Annotated in this window: 14 protein-coding genes; 4 read left to right on the top strand and 10 right to left on the bottom strand. The window is 30.8% G+C overall.

All coding sequences use genetic code 11. From position 1 onward, the window contains the following. Nucleotides 1–2 precede the first annotated feature (2 nt). From proB to rpsO, 5 genes are all read right to left on the bottom strand, one after another. Entirely contained in the window at nt 3–773 is a 771-nt protein-coding gene (gene proB, locus CLV86_RS04525) for a glutamate 5-kinase (RefSeq protein ID WP_076734146.1), read from the bottom strand. A gap of 2 nt (nt 774–775) precedes the next feature. Continuing rightward, nucleotides 776–1,579: a pyrroline-5-carboxylate reductase gene (gene proC, locus CLV86_RS04520; RefSeq protein ID WP_121050131.1), complete on the bottom strand. Its 804-nt coding sequence runs from the start codon at nt 1,577–1,579 to the stop codon at nt 776–778. Nucleotides 1,580–1,874: 295 nt separating this feature from the next. Continuing rightward, the gene (locus CLV86_RS04515) at nt 1,875–3,311 is read right to left on the bottom strand and encodes a glycosyltransferase family 2 protein (protein ID WP_121050128.1); all 1,437 of its coding nucleotides are present in this window, start codon (nt 3,309–3,311) and stop codon (nt 1,875–1,877) included. Nucleotides 3,312–3,473: 162 nt separating this feature from the next. Further along, entirely contained in the window at nt 3,474–5,714 is a 2,241-nt protein-coding gene (locus tag CLV86_RS04510; RefSeq protein ID WP_121050125.1) for a polyribonucleotide nucleotidyltransferase, read from the bottom strand. A gap of 208 nt (nt 5,715–5,922) precedes the next feature. Beyond that, nucleotides 5,923–6,192, bottom strand: a complete 270-nt coding sequence (rpsO, locus tag CLV86_RS04505) for a 30S ribosomal protein S15 (protein ID WP_076734142.1) — start codon at nt 6,190–6,192, stop codon at nt 5,923–5,925. 304 nt (nt 6,193–6,496) lie between these two features. Here rpsO and CLV86_RS04500 point away from each other — a divergent pair, with 304 nt between their 5' ends. Continuing rightward, nucleotides 6,497–7,594: a sensor histidine kinase gene (locus tag CLV86_RS04500; protein WP_121050122.1), complete on the top strand. Its 1,098-nt coding sequence runs from the start codon at nt 6,497–6,499 to the stop codon at nt 7,592–7,594. Between the two features lie 80 nt (nt 7,595–7,674). On the opposite strand, the gene accD is transcribed toward CLV86_RS04500, so the two are convergent. The 3 genes from accD to tamL form a co-directional block, all read right to left on the bottom strand. After that, nucleotides 7,675–8,532 (bottom strand): acetyl-CoA carboxylase, carboxyltransferase subunit beta, encoded by an 858-nt coding sequence (gene accD, locus CLV86_RS04495; protein WP_076734140.1) that lies wholly within the window; start codon nt 8,530–8,532, stop codon nt 7,675–7,677. Between the two features lie 214 nt (nt 8,533–8,746). Next, the gene (gene fbaA / locus CLV86_RS04490; protein ID WP_076734441.1) at nt 8,747–9,814 is read right to left on the bottom strand and encodes a class II fructose-bisphosphate aldolase; all 1,068 of its coding nucleotides are present in this window, start codon (nt 9,812–9,814) and stop codon (nt 8,747–8,749) included. 118 nt (nt 9,815–9,932) lie between these two features. After that, nucleotides 9,933–12,461, bottom strand: coding sequence for a translocation and assembly module lipoprotein TamL (tamL, locus tag CLV86_RS04485; RefSeq protein ID WP_121050119.1), 2,529 nt, complete (start codon nt 12,459–12,461; stop codon nt 9,933–9,935). Between the two features lie 80 nt (nt 12,462–12,541). On the opposite strand from tamL, the gene CLV86_RS04480 reads away from it, so the two are divergent. Then, nucleotides 12,542–13,261: a TrmH family RNA methyltransferase gene (locus CLV86_RS04480; protein WP_121050116.1), complete on the top strand. Its 720-nt coding sequence runs from the start codon at nt 12,542–12,544 to the stop codon at nt 13,259–13,261. 15 nt (nt 13,262–13,276) lie between these two features. Here the strand turns inward: CLV86_RS04480 and porT are convergent, their stop codons facing one another. Both porT and ubiE read right to left on the bottom strand, forming a co-directional pair. Beyond that, the gene (gene porT, locus CLV86_RS04475; protein WP_121050113.1) at nt 13,277–13,999 is read right to left on the bottom strand and encodes a type IX secretion/gliding motility protein PorT/SprT; all 723 of its coding nucleotides are present in this window, start codon (nt 13,997–13,999) and stop codon (nt 13,277–13,279) included. A gap of 1 nt (nt 14,000) precedes the next feature. Then, complete coding sequence (gene ubiE / locus CLV86_RS04470) at nt 14,001–14,729, bottom strand: bifunctional demethylmenaquinone methyltransferase/2-methoxy-6-polyprenyl-1,4-benzoquinol methylase UbiE (RefSeq protein ID WP_121050110.1); 729 nt, start codon at nt 14,727–14,729, stop codon at nt 14,001–14,003. A 98-nt stretch (nt 14,730–14,827) separates the two neighbouring features. Between ubiE and trkA the strand changes: the two genes are divergently transcribed. Together trkA and CLV86_RS04460 are read left to right on the top strand one after the other, a co-directional pair. Then, on the top strand, nt 14,828–16,177 hold the full coding sequence (gene trkA / locus CLV86_RS04465; protein WP_076734135.1) for a Trk system potassium transporter TrkA: 1,350 nt from the start codon (nt 14,828–14,830) through the stop codon (nt 16,175–16,177). Nucleotides 16,178–16,182: 5 nt separating this feature from the next. Further along, nucleotides 16,183–17,688 (top strand): TrkH family potassium uptake protein, encoded by a 1,506-nt coding sequence (locus tag CLV86_RS04460; protein WP_121050107.1) that lies wholly within the window; start codon nt 16,183–16,185, stop codon nt 17,686–17,688. Nucleotides 17,689–17,764 lie beyond the last annotated feature (76 nt).

Raw genomic sequence — 17,764 nt, 5'->3', positions numbered from 1 at the left:
TTTTAGTGAATAAATTTTGTTCCAACTTCTTTATTGTCTACAATGTCTACAATAACATTTTCACGTTTGCCATTAGCGATATAAGTTGGAATGTTTTTTCTTGCTGTGCCTTTGGCAATTTTTAATTTTGAAGCCATGCCGCCTCGACCTTCACCTTCTTTTTTAACAGAGGCTTGTACATATTGTTCTACGTTTTGGTCTACGGTAACTTCGGTTAATTTTTTAGAATTCTCGTCGTCTGGATGTCCGGTATATAATCCATCTGTATCAGATAGTATGATTAAACGGTCAGCATCTAATAACTCTGCAACTAAACTTGCTAACTCATCATTATCTGAAAACATAGACATTGTTAATGAAACCGCATCATCTTCATTAGCGATAGGTACTACGCCTTCAGATAATAATCCTTCGTAACAATTAATCATATTTTCGCGATGTTTTCCTGCATCAAAATCTCTTTTTGTTGCTAAAACTTGTGCGCATCGCATACCATAATCATGAAAAAGACTATAATAATGGCGCATCATTCTTGGTTGTCCTACAGAAGAATACACTTGTCTTCTTATGGAGGAATCATCTATATTAGTTTCTCCTAAAATTTCTTTACCTGCAATTGCAGAACCAGATGATACTAAGATAGTTTCTATATTACGTTCGTATAAAACGGAAATTTGCCTTACTAATTCTCTTAAAATTGGGCCTAAAATTCTGTTGTCTTTATTGGTTAATACATTTGTACCAACTTTTATTACTACTCTTTTTGTTTCCATTTTTATTTTTTTCCTAATTCAATTGCTCTATCAAATGCTGCATAAGCTGCATCTTGAATAAGTTGTTTTACGTTGTTATCTTCCATGGAATCTATAGCGGCTTGTGTTGTGCCTCCTTTAGAAGCCACTTTATCTATCCAAGATTTTGGAGAAATATCATTTTGGTTAAAAAGTTCTATTGCACCTTCAAAAGTACTACTCACTAAAACTTTAGAATCGTAATCTGAAAAGCCCATTTTTTGAGCAGCCTCTAACATAGATTGCATAAAATAAAAAACGTAAGCAGGACCACTTCCAGAGATTCCTGTAGAAGCATCAATAAACGTTTCGGTATTTACATGTATTGATGTTCCTGTGGTGTCTAATAATGTTCTTACCATTATTAATTCTACTTTAGAAACTTCTTTAGATTCTGTATAAGATGTTACACCTTTTCCAACTTGTGCTGGTAAATTAGGCATAGATCTTACTACTTTTTTTACTTTTAGTTTTTCTTGAATGGTTTCTATGGTAACTCCTGCCATTAAAGACACAAAAATTTGATCACCATTAAGCATAGATTTCATGTTATTAAATAGACCATCACTATGGTATGGTTTTACTGCTATAAATACTATGTCTGCTTTTGGTAAGCAGTCTTCCAAATTATCGTAAACGAGAAATCTTGAATCTTTACGTAATGTTTCAATTTTTTTAGGATCAGTATCATAAATTTTTAATCTATGCTTATTTAGTATCGCACTATCTGCCATACCTTCTGCATAGGTTAATCCCATGTTTCCTGCTCCAATTACTAATACTTTCATGTTTTGTTATATTATTTCAACCTATTAACCACAAGGACTATACGGAAGTGCCATAATATAATATTGATTTTAAAAATTATAGAATTCTGAATATATGCAGGAGAAGTATTGTGATACTGAAAACTATATGGTTGTTTGCTTACGAAAATGAAAAAAAGAAAAATTTTGAATGGATGCGAAACTGACAGGCTGTCGGTGACATATTGCGTTTTCTTCAATAAAAAAACTTCAAAGTTCTTAAACGTATAATAAATGCGTTAAAGGAATTTGAAGTTTAAAATATAAAAAGACTATATTATTTTACTGCGTTTAATTCACGAGTTAACCAACCACTTTTACTAGCAGTTGCAATTGCGTAAGGTGTAATCCAGAATAGCGCAAATGTATACAATATACTATATGAATATGCCCAAATACCTTTAGTAGTTTTATATCTACTTGTGAAAAATAAAACAGAAAACGTAGAAATAATTAAAATACTAATTGATGTAGAGCCTATAAATAATAATGGATGCAAGGCAACAAAAAATAACATGGCTATTATTAATGGATAGCTCATTAGTATTTTTAAAAACTGACTAATAAATAAAATTCTTATTCCAGATTTATTTGTTGTTCTAAAATTTGTGAAAATAAATTTTCCCATTTCTAGACTCTCTCTTACATTGCTTCTTCCCCAACGTATGAACATTTTATATAATCCAACGTATTGTTCTGGGACATTAGTGTAAGCAATAGCGTCTTTTTGAAAAAGTACGTGCTTGCCTTGTTTTAAAATCATGTTGGTTAATGCTCTATCCTCACCAATATCTGATGGAGTACCCATAAATGTTTGGTTAATCCATTCTGGTAAGCATTTGTGCACTGCAGTGCTCTTGTATGCTGCCAAAGCTCCTGGTGTACATAGTACAGAATTTAAATTACTTTCTGCAGAACGCACAAACTCAAAACTTAATACAAAACTTACATCCAACATTTTAGGAAGAATTTCTTTTTTGTTATTTAAAACTCTAATATTTCCGGCAACGGCACCACAATGTTCGTTAGTTGTAAATGGACTTACTAAATTTCTAAGCGTGTCTTCTGTTACAATAGAGTCGCTATCTACTGTAATGTAAATATCACCAGTTGCTAAGTTAAAGCCTCTAAATAATGCTTGACGTTTACCTTGATTTTCTGGTTGTTGATAAATTTCTAAACGGTCTCCTAATTTTTCTTTAGCGTCTTGCATCCATTTCCATGTGTCGTCTTTACTACCATCATCTATAGATATAAGTTGGATTTTATGTTTTGGATAATTACTTTTCGAAATACTCATTAATGTATCCCAAACTTGTTTTCCTTCGTTATAGGCAGGAACAATAACGGTACATGTTGGTAATTCTTGATCTGAAGCAGAAGCAACAGGCTTGTATTTATAATAATTATAGGCTTTAAAAATAAAGAATAGAACTTTAAAAGCGAATAGGAAAACTGCTATAGCTATAAATGTAATACCTAAAGATGAACTCATTTGATAGGCATTGAATTTTTCAAAATCTTCATGAAAAACGGAGAAGAAATAAACGCCTAACATTAAGAGTGAAAATGTGCTAAGTAGCACTATTTTATTTAGTGAACTTGATGTTTTAGACTCACTAATAAGAAATAGGTTAAAATTTCCTGTGTGTGTGTTTATTTTACTTTTTGTAGATGATAAGAAGTCTTTTAGAGTAGCTTTTTTTGAAATCATAAATCGTTATATATGGTAATGGTTTAAAGTAGATTTACGATGACTTTTAAAATTTAGATTGTTTTTAATTTTTATTTAACATTGTATGGTCATTTTTATAAAAAAAGAACCCTAAATGAAATTTTCATTTAGGGTTTTATATTTAAGAATTAAAGTTAGAAATTAATTTTCCTTCTTGTCTTCTCTAGGTTTTCTATTATCACGACCGCGATTATCTTTACCTTTGTTATCACGTCCACCAGAACGTTTATCATCTCTTGGTGGTCTTGCAACATAACCTTCAGGTTTTGGTAAAATAGCTTTTCTAGATACTTTTTCTTTACGAGTTCTTGAATCTATTCCAAAATATTTTACATCAAAAACGTCTCCCATGTTTACAACATCAGACACATTTTCTGTGCGTTCCCATGCTAATTCACTTACGTGTAATAATACTTCGTTTCCTGGTGCATCCATATACTCAACAACAGCACCAAAATCTAACATTTTGATAACTTTTACTGTGTACACTTTACCAACTTCAGGCTTAAATAAAATAGCATCTATTTTTGCCATAACAGCATCGATACCTTTTTTACCTACACCCATAATTTCTACAATACCTTCTTCGGTTACTGGATCTTCATTAATAACAATAGTAGTCTCAGTTTCCTTTTGCATTTCTTGTATCACTTTTCCTCCTGGTCCAATTAAAGCTCCAATAAATTCGTTAGGAACTCTTCTTGTTACCATATTTGGTGCATGATCTTTAACATCTGCATTTGGATTAGAAATAGTGTCTGTTAATTTTTCTAAGATATGTAAACGTCCAGCACGAGCTTGTTTTAGTGCGTTTACTAAAATCTCATATGATAATCCTTTTACTTTGATATCCATTTGGCAAGCAGTAATACCATCTGCAGTACCAGTTACTTTAAAGTCCATATCTCCTAAATGATCTTCATCACCTAAAATATCAGATAAAACAGCGTATTTTCCAGAATCTGCGTCAGATATTAATCCCATAGCAATACCAGAAACTGGTTTTTTCATTTGTACACCAGCATCCATAAGTGCCATTGTTCCAGCACAAACTGTAGCCATAGAAGAAGAACCGTTAGATTCTAATACTTCTGAAACCACACGTACTGTATAAGGACATTCATCTGGTACCATACCTTTTAAAGCACGTTGTGCTAAGTTACCATGGCCTACCTCTCTACGAGATGTACCGCGTATTGGTCTAGCTTCACCAGTTGAAAATGGCGGGAAATTATAGTGTAAATAGAAACGCTCTTCTCCTTCTTGAGATGGCATGTCTATTTGGTTAGCATCTCTAGATGTTCCTAAAGTTACAGTGGCTAGTGCTTGTGTTTCTCCACGTGTAAAGATTGAAGATCCATGTGTAGATGGTAAGTAATCTACTTCACACCAAATTGGTCTAATTTCATCTGTTTTACGACCATCTAAACGTAAACCTTCGTTTAATGTTAAATCTCTAATTGCAGCTTTTTCAGCTTTGTAGTAATATTTTGAAATTAAATCTCCAAAATCTTCTTGCTCTTCTTCAGAAAAGGTAGCAATAATTTCTTCTTTTATTTCAGAGAAAGCATTACTTCTTTCATGTTTAGCAGATCCAGCTTTTGCTATTGCATAAACTTTATCATAAGCCATGTCATGAATTTTCTTAGCTAAATCTTCGTCTGCTCTTTCTGGCTCGTATTCACGAGTTTCTTTCTTTCCAAAAGCTTCGGCCAATCTAACTTGCGCAGCACATTGTATTTTAATGGCTTCATGAGCAAACTTAATTGCTTCAGCCATTTCTTCTTCAGAAATTTCATCCATTTCACCTTCTACCATCATTACTGAGTCGGCAGAAGCACCAATCATCATATCTATATCAGATTCTTCTAATTGTGCCAATGTTGGATTGATTATAAATTCTCCATTAATACGTCCAACTCTAGCTTCAGAGATTGGGCATTCAAATGGGAAATCTGATAATTGTATAGCAGCAGAAGCAGCTAAACCAGCCATAGCATCTGGCATAACATCGTCATCATGAGACATTAATTGAATCATTATCTGAGTTTCAGAATGATAATCTTTAGGGAATAACGGACGTAAAACACGGTCTACTAAACGCATAGTTAATACTTCGCCATCACTTGGTCTTGCTTCTCTTTTAAAGAAACCACCAGGATAACGACCTGCTGCAGCAAACTTTTCTCTGTAATCTACTGTAAGTGGTAAAAAGTCCACTGGACTTTGTTTGTAATTGGAAACAACTGTACATAATAACATACATTTTCCTGATTGCACAACAACGCTACCATGCGCTTGTTTTGCTAATTTTCCGGTTTCGATAGAAATTTCTCTTCCATCACCTAGGTCTATGACCTCTCTAAAAACTTTTGGAATCATAAATAAGTTTTAATTCTAATCTTGAAGATTTAGTTTCTCTATCAAGATTTTGTTAAACATTGGTAGTTGTGTTGTGTAGTAGTAGTTATTGTTATTACCAATGAAAAACTATAAATAGCTTCTTCAATTTTGGTGTTTAAACTCTTCCAAAAACGAGTTGATTTTTTATGAAAAAACCACGCTGTTAGGCGTGGTCTTTGTGTTGAGATTATTTTCTTAATCCTAATTCTTTTACTATTGCACGATATCTTAAAATATCTTTTTTAGTTAAGTAATCTAGTAAAGCACGACGCTTTCCTACTAACATAACTAATGAACGCTCTGTATTATAATCTTTACGATTATTTTTTAAGTGTTGCGTTAAATGCTCAATTCTTTTTGTAAATAATGCAATTTGTCCTTCTGCAGAACCTGTGTCTTTTGCATTTTTACCGTGTTTTTTAAAGAGTTCCTCTTTATTTTCTTTTGTTAAATACATTCTAATATTATTGTAAATGATTGTTATGTACACGAAAGCTTGTCTTTCGAGCGGCAAATATAGTTATTTTTTATTTCCTACTATATAATTATAATCAATATTTTAAAAACTATAGTTTTATTCTAAAAATTATATTATTGATAACAAACTTTATTAATGGATAATATCTTTGTAATATTCTAATGATTTTACATCAAAATTTTATTTATTGATATTTTTTTATGCATTTTACCGTAAAATTTCGTTTTTATTTTTTTGTTAGGTATTACTCTTTTATTTTTAGGTCGTTATATTTCAATGTTTTATGAGTGTTAAAATTGCCGAATTAGAAGCAGAACTTTTTCAAACGATTTTTAATCAAGCTAATGAAGGGATTTCTATTGTTAGCTTAGAAGGTGAGTGGATAAAAGTAAATAAAAGTGTTTTAGATACTTTAGGATATACCGAAAATGAGCTTTATGCAATGACCTTTAAAGATATTACTCATAAAGATGATTTAGAATTAGATTTAAATAAAATGACGTCTTTATTATCTGGAGAGATTTCTAACTATTCAATGAAAAAGAGATATTTTCATAAAAAAGGTCATGTTATTTGGGCTAGACTTAGTGTATCGTTAGTAAGAAATGATTTAGGTAGACCATTGTATTTTATTTCTCAAATAAGTGATATATCTAATGTTATAAAAAACGAGCTTAAAATTAAAAGCATGTTAGGTATTGTAAAAGCTCAAAACGAACGACTGTCTGATTTTACAGAGATTGTTACGCATAACCTTAAAACGCATGTGTCTAACTTATCTACACTTGTAGGATTTATTGAACAGGATATTCCAGAAGTTAAACCTAAGGAAGAATTTATAATGTTAAAAGATTCTGTTTTAAATTTAAATGATACAGTAAAGCATTTAACAGAAATCTCTAAAATTACTGTAATAAAAGAAAATAATTTAGATACACTTAGTTTGTGTAATTATGTAGATAAAGCAATTTATAATATAAGCGCATTAGCTAAAAATTTCAATTGCAAATTCGTTAACAATATAAATTCTAATTGTAAAGTTAAAGCTATCCCTGCTTATTTAGATAGTATTATACTTAATTTTTTAACAAATGCTATAAAGTATAGGTCTAAAGAAAGACAATTGGTGGTAACTTTACAAAACGAAATACAAGGTGAGTATAATGTTTTACAAATAGAAGACAATGGTTTAGGGATAGATTTAAATAAATTTGGTGATAGCTTATTTAAGCTATACAAAACGTTTCATTACAATGATGATGCTACAGGTGTTGGTTTATTTATTACAAAAAACCATGTAGAGTCTATGGGAGGTAAAATTGAAGTAGAAAGCGAAGTTAATAAAGGTACAGTATTTAGAATATATTTTAAAAAAGGTTAGTTTTTTGAAGCTATATATTTATTAAAAAAAAGACCTTTAATATATGTTATTAAAGGTCTTTTTTTTTATAGAAAATTGTGTTAATTTCTCAATGGTTGATTCATTATTAAATCTATATACAAATTAACCTTATTCTTTAGGTCTTTACGTAGTGTAATAAAATCTAAGAAACCATGTTCTAATAAAAATTCTGAAGTTTGGAAACCTTCAGGTAATTCTTTACCGGTAGTATCTCTTACAATTCGAGGTCCTGCAAAACCAATTAGTGCTCCTGGTTCTGCGATGTTAATATCTCCTAACATAGCAAAAGAAGCAGTAGTTCCTCCTGTTGTTGGATCTGTGCATAAAGAAATATACGGTAATCCTGCGTCTGCTAATTGAGCTAATTTAGAAGATGTTTTTGCTAACTGCATTAAAGACAATGCCGCTTCCATCATTCTTGCTCCTCCAGATTTAGAAATAATCATAAAGGGTAATTTCTTTTTTAAAGCATAGTCTGCAGCACGAGCAATTTTTTCTCCTACAACAGAGCCCATAGAACCACCAATAAATTTAAAATCCATAGCGGCAACTACTAAATCTTTTCCTTTAGATTTTCCTACGGCGCAACGTACTGCATCTGTTAATTTAGTTTTTTCTTGAGCAGCTTTTAAGCGTTCTGGATATTTTTTAGTGTCTTCAAACTTTAAAGGATCTTTTGATGATAAGTTTTTGTCTAATTCTTTAAACTTATTATCATCAAATAATATTTCGAAGTATTCTTTACTTCCAATTCTTACGTGATAACCATCTTCTGGACTCACATAAAAGTTTTTTGCTAATTCTTCAGAATCTACTACTTTTCCAGTTGGAGATTTGTACCATAAACCTTTTGGAGTATCTTTTTTCTCCTGAGTTGAGGTGGTGATTCCTTTTTCTTTTCTTTTAAACCAAGACATATTGCTTTGTTTTTTAAGTTTAATATTCTAGCTTAAACTAGAATAGTTGCTATTAGTTAGTTTCTATTTATGGAATAAAATAGGAAGACAAAATTACTGTTTTTATTATTATAACTCAAAATTTGAAGAGCCTATATCCTAATTCTTGTTTTTTTTAACTAAAAAATCCCATTTTAACACAGTTAAAATGGGATTGATAGAAGTATTTTTTTTATTATAATGTATTTACATTATTTAAATCTTTAAAAGCTTTTTTCAATCTTTCTACAAAAGTAATTTCTCCTTCTCTTAACCATTTTCTTGGGTCATAATGTTTTTTGTTTGGAGATTCTGGGCCGTCTGGAGAGCCAATTTGAGATTTTAAATATTCTGTTTTTTCTCCCATATAATCACGAACACCACTCATGAATGCGTATTGCATGTCTGTGTCTATATTCATTTTAATTACACCATAACCAATAGCTTCTTGAATTTCTGCTTCTGTAGAACCAGATCCACCATGGAATACAAAATCGATATGATTGTGTTCTACTCCATATTTTTTAGAGATATATTCTTGAGAATTCTTTAAAATTTTTGGAGTTAATTTTACATTTCCTGGCTTATAAACACCATGAACGTTACCAAAAGCTGCTGCAATTGTAAATTGATCACTTACTTTACTTAACTCTTCGTATGCGTATGCAACTTCTTCTGGTTGCGTGTATAATTTAGACTCATCTACATCGCTATTATCTACACCATCTTCTTCTCCTCCTGTAATACCTAATTCTATTTCTAAAGTCATACCCATTTTACTCATGCGCTCAAGGTATGTTTTACATATTTCTATGTTTTCTTCAAGAGGTTCTTCGCTTAAATCGATCATATGTGAGCTATAAAGTGATTTCCCTGTTTCTTTATAATGTTGCTCACTAGCATCTAATAAACCATCAATCCACGGTAATAGTTTTTTTGCACAATGGTCTGTATGTAAAATTACAGGAACACCGTAGGCTTCTGCCATTAAATGTACGTGTTTTGCACCGGCAATTGAACCAGCGATTGCTGCTTTTTGGTCTTCGTTGCTTAAGCCTTTTCCAGCATTAAATTGTGCACCTCCATTAGAAAATTGAATAATAACAGGAGCGTTTAAAGCTGCCGCAGTCTCTAATACACCGTTTATAGAATTAGATCCAATTACGTTTACAGCTGGTAAAGCAAAGCCTTTTTCTTTTGCTAATTTGAATATTGCTTGAACTTCTTTTCCAGTAGCTACTCCTGGTTTAATATTATGTGACATTTCTCTAATGTTTTTAGTTAAAAATTGAATATCAAAAGTAAACAATTTTTAATAATTTGTAATGTAAATATTGAATAAAACCGCGAAAACGATGTAGTGTATTTTTAATGTTTAGCTATTAAAATGGATAGTTTATACCAATATTATATGCAGCATTTCTAAAGTTATAATCGTTAAACCAACGGTTACTATTTCCGTAAGAAGGATCGTAAGTTTTAAAGCCTATATCTCCTCTTAAAACAAAGAAGTTAAAATCGTATCTTAAACCAAAACCAGAGCCTATTGCTATATCTTTAATAGAATCTAACGAGCTAAAAGTTGCTGCATCCTCTTCGACATCATCTAAAACGTTCCAAATATTTCCTGCATCAATAAATATAGCTCCATTTAAAGCTCCAAATATATTAAATCTGTTTTCGGCACTTAAAGCAATTTTCATGTTGGCTTCATTAAATTCGTTTAGAGATTGTGTGCTTCCAGGTCCTAAATTATATGCAGACCACGCACGATTATCGTTTGCTCCACCGCTAAAGAAACTTTTTGAAAAAGGAATGTTTGTAGAATTACCGTAAGGTATAGCAATACCAAAAAAGGTACGTATTGCCACAACATTTTTATTGCCTAAATCCCAATATTTAACATAGTCTAATTCTGTTTTTACATATTGTGAAAAAGCAACATTAAATATTTCGTATTTGTCGTTATTGTTTTTTTGTAACCCTAAAATATTCGAGGTTGCAGCAAAAACATTTCCTGCTAATTCTAATTTTAATCTAAAAATAGAGAAATCGTTATCGAATAAATTATCTCTTCTGTCTTTAGTGTAATTAAACGTTGTGGCTAAAATAAGGTTGTCCTCGGTTAGTCTTTCTTTTCTTTCGTTAATAGAGTTTACAGTTTGAAAATCTTCTGCACTAACACCACTAGTTCCATTAATAACATCTGCAATAAATTGATTGGCTTGTTCTGGGCGCGTTAATTGTTGTCCATTTTCTATATAACCAGAATTTATTGCAATACCATTTAAGGTGTTAAATGAGTTTTCATAAACATAAAAATAATTACCGGTGTTTAAGTTTTTTACATACTGAATATTAAAAAGATCAAGACTATTAGATACTTTTTCGTTAGGAAACCATCTGTAATTAAATACTCCTGTTACGGTTTGCTTATCTAAACCTACATTAGTTTGGCTGGTGGTTGCTAAACTAATTTTTGTACTAGGAAACATAGAGCTTGGGATTATTTTTTCTGTATTAAAAGGAGAAAATAATCTAGGAATAGTTAAATTTAAATTTGCTCCAATTTCGTTAATATCGAAAAATGGATCATCTGGATCTCTTCCATCTTTAGAGGCACCAATAGAAGCTATTCCAGAAAGTTCGAGTGTTTCGGCACCTTTAAAAACATTACGCATTAATACGCTTGGGTTTAAAGAGAAACCTATGGCTTGTATGTTACTTTGTGAGGCTTCTGCTCTAAAGTCTAAACCAAATTTCTTTAATGGTGTTAAGTATAAATTAGCTGTTAATGTTGTGTCTATATCATTAACTATATAGTCTATTTTAGGATACTTAAAAGTTTTTAAATTACTAATTCTTCTAGATGTTAACGGTTTGTTTTTATCGCGAAAAAGAGTATTTGGTTTTATAAATACAGCATCTGTTAGCATTTTAGTGTTGTAGCGTAGTTTTTCTTTACTGTAGATATTAAAGCCTTTATAAGTTGTAGAGTCTGTAATGGCCTTGTCTTTGTTTTCGAAAGAGCTGCTAGTATATATATTTACATCTTTTACTTTATAAATTTTAAAAGGCTCGTAAAAAACAGAATCTTGTATTCTAGTTTGTTTGTTACTTATTTGTAAATCTATATTTACTTTTTTAGTTTTTCCAATAGTATCAATTTCAAAATAGATATTATCTTGTGAGAAATGGTATACTCCAGAGTTTCTTAGCATTTCGGTAATACGATCTCGCTCGTCTAAAACGTTATTTGTTTTGTATTGAGTGTTTGTTTTTAGTAAAGATTGATTTACTACATTTTGATAAAGAGAATCTATTATTGGCGTATTAATTTTAGTAGAAAGGGAGTCTATTTTATATGGTTCACCAGTAGTTACTATGTAATCTACTGTACCTCTTTGGTTATCCTTTCTAGTAGTTTTAAAATCTGCTTTAACATCAAACCAACCATTGTTCCAATAATAACTTTCTAATCTTTTAATAGATTTTTTAGAAAGCGTATCGTCTATTATAACAGGAGCTTCACCTGTTTTTTTTAGCCAATTGTTAAATGCTAATTTGTTTTTTCGTCGTTGTTCAAATTGTTTTTTTGATAAAAAGTTTATTTGTCGTTGTGTACGTTTTGGATTGTTAGCAATTTTTGCTTCTAAAATAGAGTCTAAATTTGGTCTTGCTAAATTGTAAATGTAAAGCCTTGTTTTTATATTAGTATAAGGAATACTTGCATTAGGTTTTTGATATATAAGATTGTTTATAACATCTCTATCTTCGTTTACATTATTTACTTTTATTGTGGTTTTTGTTAATAAATGTTCGTTTTTAGGCACACGCCTAACAGAACTACATGCGGTTAGAAACCCAAAAATTAAAATAATAAGTAGTATTTTTGAATCTTGTATTTTCAACTAAATAGTCTTTAAAAGGATTTATTTTAACTTTAAATTTTTAATTCGAATCACTTAAGATTCAAAAATACATTTTTTAAATGCTATCAAAAAGCCAAATAAAGTTAATAACGCGTCTTAAGCAGAAAAAATATAGAATTGCAGATGGTTTTTTTGTAGCTGAAGGTATAAAAGTAATTAATGAGCTTTTAAACTCCTCTTTACAATTACATTATTTGTTTACTACAGAGTCTTTTGTAGATAATAATGAACAGGAAATTTTAATTACAGAAAACGAATTAAAGAAAATTAGTTTTCTAACCACTCCAAATAAAGCTCTTGCAGTTTTTAAAATTCCAGAACAAAAAAACATAGAGACTAAAGGCTTAATTGTTGCTTTAGATAGTGTTCGCGATCCCGGAAATTTGGGTACTATTATACGATTATGCGATTGGTTTGGAGTGAAAGAATTAATTTGTAGTAAAGAAACTGTAGATTGCTATAATCCAAAAGTTGTACAAGCAACTATGGGTTCTATTACTAGAGTGAATATTAGTTATTTAGATTTAAATATGTTTTTAGCAGAAACTAAAATACCAATTTTTGGTGCTTTTATGGATGGAGAAAATGTATATAAAAAACAATTACCTAAAGAAGGTATTATTGTTTTAGGAAATGAAGCTAATGGTATATCTAAAAATATTGAAAAGCAAGTTACAGAGCGTATTGCAATTCCAAGATTTGGCGATTTGCAAGAGACTGAAAGTTTAAACGTAGCAACTGCAGGATCTATTTTACTAAGTGAGTTTAGAAGAAGCTAAATAATAAACAAATTATTACCTAAAAGTTAGGTTAATAAATACGCCACGTGTTTTCATAGAATTAATATTGCCAGTCCAAGGACTGTTTGGGTCGAAATCTCTTACTAATTCATCATTTAGCGCAAAAACACCTCGTATTGAAGGTGTGAATTTAAACCAGTATAAGTAAAAATCTATACCAAAACCAAGATCTAAAAACTGTGTGCTTTTTGTTGTTCTAAACTCTCCACCACTATTGTCTTCAGGATTTTTTTCGTTACTAGATAAATTTAAAGATGTAGCAATACCAACTGTTATAAACGGTTTAAAGTTATTAAGACGTTTTGTAGAAAGTCTCATTAATAATGGTACATAAATGTATGTGGATTTTACTTCTCTTAAAAAATCTGAACTATTTAAATCCTCTTCAGGAATGCCGTCAAAATAATTTTCAGGATAATTTAAATTTCTTGCCGAAATAACTAAACCTGGTTCCAATCTAAAATTAATGTAATCGTTAACTCTAACGTCTCCAACTAAACCAACATTAAAACCAAAGGTTTTTACGGTTTGTATATCTCCAATATTGTCGTTATAATCAAATTTATAATCTAGGTTATTTGTTCCAAAATAGTATCCCCAACTTAAGATTTGTTTATCCATGTTTTGGTTATTTTGTACTTTTTCTCTAGTAAATAACTGCGCAGAACACATTGTACTTGCTGTTATGCATATAAATAGGGCAATTAATTTCCTCATGTTACTGTTTTGATGCTGTATAAATTGTAGCCACTCCAAACGTTTGTGGTAAATGGTTCACATTTATAAACCCAATATTACGTAAAATATTGTTTAATGCTTCACCATAAGGAAAAACCGAAGCACTATCGCTTAAATATTTGTAGGCTGTTTTGTCTTTAGAAAACAACTTTCCTACTGTTGGTAATATAATTTTAGAATGAAAATTGTAGCCTTGTTTAAAAGGGAACTTAGTAGGAACAGAAGTTTCAAGTATAACAAAAGTACCACCTGGTTTTAATACACGTAAAATATCTTTTAATCCTTTTTCTAATGTTTCAAAATTACGAACACCAAAAGCTACAGTAATAGCATCGAAACTATTATCTTCAAAAGGCATATTTTCGCTATCTCCAATAATCATTTCAATTTTATGCCCAAGATTTTTAGTAGCAATTTTATTTTTGCCAACTTCAAGCATACCACTACTAATATCTAATCCTACAATTTTAGTAGCACTAGTTTCGGCAAGATTAATTGCTAAATCACCTGTGCCTGTAGCAATATCTAAAACAGTATCTGGATTGGTAGCTTTTACAATTTCGACTACTTTTTTTCTCCATTTAATATCAATTCCAAAGGAAATAACACGGTTTAAGCCATCGTATTCTCCAGAAATAGTATCGAACATTTTTGTAACCTGTTCTTTTTTACCTAGGTCGCTGTCTTTATAAGGATTTACTTTTGTCAAAATCAATTTTTTTACAAAGATAATACAATGTTTTTCCTTTAAGAAACATGAAAACAATTAATTAATTACCTTTGTCGTCCCTTTGATATAAAATTATAATGAAAATAATTATTGCAGGAGCTGGTGAAGTAGGATTTCATTTAGCAAAATTATTATCCTACGAATCCCAAGAAATCACATTAATAGATAGTGATAGAGCGAGTTTGTCGTATGCAGATACCCATTTAGATATAAAAGTTTTAAAAGGTGATGCAACTTCTATTAGTATATTAAAAGAAGCAAGAGTTGAAAATAGTGATCTTGTAATTGCGGTAACGGCTTCCGAGACTACAAATATTACAGTATGTGTATTGGCTAAGCAATTAGGTTCTAAACGTACTATTGCACGTATTTCTAATACCGAATTTATTAAGCATAAAGACGAAGTTGGATTTACGCGTTTAGGTATAGATGAGCTTATTTCTCCAGAATCGCTTGCGGCCTCAGAAATTCAGTTACTATTAAGTCAATCTGCTTTTAATGAAAGCTATGAGTTTGAAGAAGGAGCTCTTAGAATGGTAAGTTTAAGCTTAGATAAAACAGCTTCTTTTGTAGGTAAATCTGTTAAAGAAGCAGCTCAATATTTTCCGGAAATTCACTTTGTGCCTATTGCAATTCAACGTTTTGGGACACAGTATACAACAATTCCAAGAGGAGATACACAATTTAAAGAAGAAGATACAGCTGTTTTTATTACTTGTGCTGGAGGAGGAGAGGAGTTGTGTAAAATGACTGGAAAAAGTAACAGTACAATTAAAGATGTTATGATTCTGGGAGGTAGTAAAATTGGATATAAAACTGCCAGAGATTTATGTGGAAAAAGTTTTAATGTTAAACTTATAGAAAAAGATAAAGACCGTGCTTTTGATCTTGCAGACGAACTTGAAAAAGTCTTAGTTATTAATGGTGATGGAAGAAACGTTGAGCTTTTAGAAGAAGAAAACATAGGCGATATGGATGCTTTTATTTCTGTAACAGGAAATTCTGAAACCAATATTATGTCTTGTCTTGTTGCAAAATCTAAAGGTGTAGAAAAAACTATTGCTTTAGTTGAAAATATGGACTATTTTGAGTTGTCTCAATCTATAGGTATTGATACTTTGGTAAATAAAAAATTATTGGCGGCTAATAATATTTTTAGATACATAAGAAAAGGAGAAGTTGTTGCAATGACTAAGCTTAACAACATGAATGCCGAGCTGTTAGAATTTAGAGTGAAACGAGAATCTAAAATTTGTAATCAACAAATTAAAGATGTAGAGTTTCCTCGTTCTGCTATTATTGGAGGTGTTATTAGAGATGGAAAAGGATTAATAGCTTTGGGAGATTTTAAAATTAAAGAAGGAGATTATATTGTAGTATGCTGTTTACCAAAATCTATAAAAGAGGTTGAAAAATTATTTTTATAATCTATATGCCTAAAAGTCTAAAACTCAATTATAAAATTATATTCCATTTTTTTGGATTGCTATTCCTTTTCAATGGAGGCTTTATGCTTATCTCTTCACTGGTAAGTTTTATTTATAAGGATGGAGTTACTTTGGAGCTCTTTTTATCTGGATTAATAACGGTTCTTATTGGTGTTTTTGCTATGGTTTATACTAGAAACCATAAAAAGGAAATGAATAAGAGAGAAGGTTATATTGTTGTAGCCTTTGGTTGGATAGTAATGGCATTGTCTGGAGCTATTCCTTATTTTTTTACCGACGCTATTCCTAGTTTTACCGATGCTTTTTTCGAAACAATGTCTGGCTTTACTACTACTGGAGCATCTATTTTAAATGATATAGAAGTGGTGCCAGAAGGTATTTTATTCTGGCGTAGTTTAACGCATTGGATTGGTGGAATGGGAATTATTGTTCTTGCAGTAGCAATTTTACCTTTGTTGGGTATTGGTGGTATGCAGCTATTTGCTGCCGAAGCACCTGGCCCTAGTGCCGATAAATTACATCCAAGAATTACAGATACAGCAAAACGTTTATGGTTAATATATTTTGGATATACTGCAGCCGAAACTATTTTGTTAAAAGTAGCGGGTATGTCTTTTTTTGATGCTATAAATCATTCTATGAGTACGCTTTCTACTGGAGGATTTTCTACAAAAAATGCTAGTGTTGCTTATTGGAACGATAATCCATTAATACAGTATATTATTATTGTATTTATGTTTTTAGCAGGAACAAATTTTGTATTAAGTTACTTTATTTTTAAAGGTAAAGTATCTAAAGTAGTGCAAGACGAAGAGTTTAAACTTTACTTTAAGTTTATTACGATATTTACAATTGTTGCTGCTGTTTTAATTTATTTTAATGCAGATTTGAGTCTTTCTTCAATAGAGCATCCGCAAACATTAGGAGCAGGAGAGAGTGCATTTAGGCATAGTTTGTTTCAAGTTTTAGCTATTGTAACAACAACAGGTTTTGTAACAGCAGATTATACATTATGGACTCCTTTTTTAACAGTGTTCTTTTTTGGTATGATGTTTTTAGGAGGTTCTGCAGGTAGTACATCTGGAGGTATAAAAGTGGTAAGGCATTTAATAACAATTAAAAATGGGTTTTTAGAATTTAAACGAGCTTTACATCCTAACGCAATATTACCTGTTCGTTATAATAAGCGTTCTGTTTCTGGTGATATTGTATTTAATATTCTTGGCTTTTTTATTCTTTATCTTTTAGCTTTTATTGTTGGAACTTTAGGTTTTGCAATGATGAAAATTGATTTTGAATCTGCAATAGGTTTAGCGGCTTCAAGTTTAGGGAATGTAGGACCGGCTTTAGGCGATTTTGGACCTGTAAATAATTATGCAGCATTACCTCCAATAGGAAAGTGGTGGTCTTCATTTTTAATGCTTATTGGGCGTTTAGAGCTATTTACAGTACTTATTTTATTAACGCCGTTTTTCTGGAGAAATAGATAGTGTTTTTAAAAATATATTATAAAAAAAGCCTCTAAAGTAATTTAGAGGCTTTTTCATTTTAATATAATTCGATGCT

The sequence above is a fragment of the Lacinutrix venerupis genome (genome assembly GCF_003663945.1).
In the GTDB taxonomy this organism is placed as follows: Bacteria; Bacteroidota; Bacteroidia; order Flavobacteriales; family Flavobacteriaceae; genus Lacinutrix; species Lacinutrix venerupis.
Note: the sequence above shows the minus strand (reverse complement) of the source record. Positions and strands in the feature narration are given on the sequence as shown.

What these genes read in the sequence shown, in the direction of transcription:
- CLV86_RS04510 (WP_121050125.1), bottom strand. Translation starts at nt 5,714, where the DNA reads ATGATTCCAAAAGTTTTTAGAGAGGTCATAGACCTAGGTGATGGAAGA.
- proC (WP_121050131.1), bottom strand. Translation starts at nt 1,579, where the DNA reads ATGAAAGTATTAGTAATTGGAGCAGGAAACATGGGATTAACCTATGCA.
- accD (WP_076734140.1), bottom strand. Translation starts at nt 8,532, where the DNA reads ATGTCTTGGTTTAAAAGAAAAGAAAAAGGAATCACCACCTCAACTCAG.
- CLV86_RS04515 (WP_121050128.1), bottom strand. Translation starts at nt 3,311, where the DNA reads ATGATTTCAAAAAAAGCTACTCTAAAAGACTTCTTATCATCTACAAAA.
- fbaA (WP_076734441.1), bottom strand. Translation starts at nt 9,814, where the DNA reads ATGTCACATAATATTAAACCAGGAGTAGCTACTGGAAAAGAAGTTCAA.
- porT (WP_121050113.1), bottom strand. Translation starts at nt 13,999, where the DNA reads ATGAGGAAATTAATTGCCCTATTTATATGCATAACAGCAAGTACAATG.
- CLV86_RS04480 (WP_121050116.1), top strand. Translation starts at nt 12,542, where the DNA reads ATGCTATCAAAAAGCCAAATAAAGTTAATAACGCGTCTTAAGCAGAAA.
- trkA (WP_076734135.1), top strand. Translation starts at nt 14,828, where the DNA reads ATGAAAATAATTATTGCAGGAGCTGGTGAAGTAGGATTTCATTTAGCA.
- proB (WP_076734146.1), bottom strand. Translation starts at nt 773, where the DNA reads ATGGAAACAAAAAGAGTAGTAATAAAAGTTGGTACAAATGTATTAACC.
- rpsO (WP_076734142.1), bottom strand. Translation starts at nt 6,192, where the DNA reads ATGTATTTAACAAAAGAAAATAAAGAGGAACTCTTTAAAAAACACGGT.
- CLV86_RS04460 (WP_121050107.1), top strand. Translation starts at nt 16,183, where the DNA reads ATGCCTAAAAGTCTAAAACTCAATTATAAAATTATATTCCATTTTTTT.
- CLV86_RS04500 (WP_121050122.1), top strand. Translation starts at nt 6,497, where the DNA reads ATGAGTGTTAAAATTGCCGAATTAGAAGCAGAACTTTTTCAAACGATT.